This window comes from Magnetococcales bacterium, assembly GCA_015228935.1.
GTDB lineage: Bacteria > Pseudomonadota > Magnetococcia > Magnetococcales > DC0425bin3 > HA3dbin3.
The window spans coordinates 1-3,153 of record JADGCO010000186.1; the positions used below are offsets into that span (position 1 = coordinate 1).

A 3,153-nucleotide genomic window follows, 5' to 3' on the forward strand; every position below is an offset into this window, starting at 1 on the left:
CCAATAAAATCTTTCTTTCCAATTTTTTTTATCCGAGGGTTAATGGACAGCCTCTTGAGTCCATTGGCACCCAAAACACGAAGTACAAAAAATCCATCCCTTGTCCATGACCCGCCATTTTGTGTAACCTGGACGCGCAAGTCAACCGAACCCCCGTAACCGATTGCCGGGACAGGTTGATTTTGCATATTTCACGACAGGTGCCAACAGGTCCTTGCCATACGTTAGCAAATCATGATATTCCAATGGATGATATTCAAACCCCTCCATTTCGATCTCTGTAGAAATCGTTACGACAGGCAATTTAGCCACGCCACCGAGGAGATGCGAAGATGCCGAGCTTCGAACTGAATGGCCGCACCTATGAAACCGATGAAGAAGGATACCTCGCCAACCTGTCCGACTGGAATGAAGATGTTGCCAAGTACATGGCGGAACAGGAAAGCGTCGATATGAGCGAATCCCACTGGGAAGTGATCAACTTCCTCCGGGAATACTACGAAGAGTACAAAATTGCCCCGATGATCCGCATCCTGACCAAGGCCATCGGCAAAAAACTGGGCAAGGACAAGGGCAACACCAAATACCTGTACGATCTCTATCCAGGTGGCCCCGCCAAACAGGCCTGCAAAATCGCCGGCCTGCCCAAACCGACCGGCTGCGTCTGAGAGAAAAAAAACGGGCACGGCTCCGCATCTTTTGCCGGAGCCGCTGGAAAACCGGTTGTCTGCGGTGCCACGCCATCCGTAACGCCCCGCATGGCAACCGGTCCCTGTCCCATGGCCCGACCACGATAACCCACCCGTGAAGGGAGTCACACCCGATGCTGGCGCTGATCGCATACCTCGCCTTGCTGACATTCGTCTTGGGCTTCGGATGGCGGATCTGGACCTACTGGCGGTCACCCGCTCCCTTGAAAATTCCCACCACCCCGGCTCCAGTCTGCAAAAGCGGCGTGGTCTGGCGACTGTTCACCGAAGTGGCCTTCTTCAACAGCCTGTTCAAAGGCAACAAATGGACCTGGCTCGGCGGCTACCTCTTCCACGCCGCGCTTGCCCTGGTCCTGATCCGGCATCTGCGCTATTTCGTCCAACCCCTGCCCGAGGCTTTTGCCTACATCCAGATCGCCGGCATCGTCGCCGGTCTGGCCATGGTGGGAGGCCTGGGGTTTTTGCTGGTCCGCCGCTTCTGGGTGGATCGTACCCGTTATATTTCTTCATTCGCTGACTACGCCATCCTGGTCCTGCTCCTGGCCATCGGCATCTCCGGCCTGCTGATGCAGTTCGTCTTCCGGCCCGATATTGTGGAAATCAAATCCGCCATGCTGGGATGGGTGACCTTCCAGGGCTTCTCCACCCCGGAAGATGCCCTGTTCGTGGTCCATTTCCTTCTGGTCCTGGTTCTCATGGTCATCTTCCCCTTCAGCAAGCTGATGCACCTGGGTGGCATTTTCTTCAGCCCGACCCGCAATCAGGTGGATAATCCCCGGGAACAAAAACACGTCAATCCCTGGGCAGTGGCGGAATAATCCCGCCTCGCCCGGTGCCAGGATCCCTCACAAGGAGTACACCCAGTGGCTGACGATCACGCCGTACCGGAAGTCAAAGACGACATTGAAGTCCCCCAGATCCAGGAAGGGACCATGGCTCACCTGCGGCCCTATCCCGCCGCCGAAAAACATATGACTCCCCTGGACTTCCCGGGCACCCGGGTCGAAAACTGGCAACAAAAAGGAATTGAAAAACTGGGGGAAATGCTCCACAAGTATCGCTCCCTCCAGGTCTACATGGACATTTGCGTCAAATGCGGTGCCTGCGCCGACAAATGCCACTACTACCTGGGTACCGGCGATCCCAACAACATGCCGGTCCAGCGCGCCGAACTCCTGCGCAGCGTCTATCGCCGCTACTTCACCCCAGCCGGCAAGCTCTTCCCCAAACTGGTCCGCGCCACCGATTTCGACGAAACCGCCCTGCAAAAGTGGTTTACCTACTTCCACCAATGTTCCCAGTGCCGTCGGTGTTCGGTCTTCTGCCCCTATGGCATCGATACCGCCGAAATCTCCATGGCCGCCCGGGAAATCATGGATGCCATCGGCGTCGGCCATAAATACACCACCGAAATCGTCGGCAAGGTCCACGCCATCGGCAACAACCTGGGCATCCCCGGACCGGCCCTCACCGGTACCCTCCAGTTTCTCGAAGATGACCTCCTGGACAACACCGGCCACGAAATTCGCCTCCCGCTCGATCAGGAAGGGGCCGATGTCCTCCTGGTGGCTCCCTCCGCCGACTTTTTCAGCGAACCCCACATCAGCTCCCTCATGGGGTACGCCAAGGTCTTCCATCAGGCCGGCATCTCCTTCACCATCAGTTCCTTCGCCTCCGAAGCCGCCAACTTTGGCATGTTCATCGGCAGCTTCGCCCAAAAACAAAAAATTGCCAAACGCATCGCCGACAAGGCCCGCGAACTGCGCGTCAAACGCATCGTCGTCGGCGAGTGCGGCCATGCCTGGCGGGTGGCCTACAGCTTCTGGAACACCCTCAACGGACCTTTCGATTTCCTGGATCCAAACTATCCGGTACCACAGCACATCTGTGAATTCACGCACCAACTGAACGAACGCGGTGCCCTGGTCTTCGACAAGGAAGCCAATGACGATCTCACCGTCACCTTCCACGACTCCTGCAACGTGGCACGTGCCTCGCGCATGGGACCATCGGCAGGGGGCCAGTTTGAAATTCCCCGTGCCCTCATCCGTGCGACCACCAATAAGTTTGTGGAAATGGATGCCGACACCATCCGCGAACGCACCTTCTGTTGCGGCGGCGGCGGCGGTCTGCTCACCGATGAACTCATGGATCTGCGTGTCCGAGGAGTCCTGCCCCGCATCACCGCCTTGAAACGGGTCATGGAAGAGGATGGCGTCAACTATGTGGCCCTGATCTGCGCCATCTGCAAGGCGCAGTTCAATAAAATGTTCCCCATGTATGGCATTCCCATGGAAGCCGTCGGCGGGGTCCATGCCCTGGTCAACAATGCCATCCAGATCGGTGCCAAACGGGGTATCGTATAAGATGCTGTCTAATAACTTGTTGATTTCGAAAAAAAACGAATGAAAAACTGGGATGGAGGTCCAGGAGGAAGGGCTGT

General features: G+C 56.7%; 3 protein-coding genes. All 3 read left to right on the forward strand.

Features of this window, described 5'->3' with window-relative positions; translation table 11 throughout:
• Positions 1–332: 332 nt before the first annotated feature.
• Positions 333–668 (forward strand): TusE/DsrC/DsvC family sulfur relay protein, encoded by a 336-nt coding sequence (locus HQL65_20460; GenBank protein ID MBF0138607.1) that lies wholly within the window; start codon positions 333–335, stop codon positions 666–668.
• A gap of 155 nt (positions 669–823) precedes the next feature.
• Entirely contained in the window at positions 824–1,528 is a 705-nt protein-coding gene (locus HQL65_20465) for a respiratory nitrate reductase subunit gamma (GenBank protein ID MBF0138608.1), read from the forward strand.
• A 114-nt stretch (positions 1,529–1,642) separates the two neighbouring features.
• A complete protein-coding gene (locus HQL65_20470; GenBank protein ID MBF0138609.1) occupies positions 1,643–3,076 on the forward strand; it encodes a (Fe-S)-binding protein in 1,434 nt (477 codons plus the stop codon).
• Positions 3,077–3,153 lie beyond the last annotated feature (77 nt).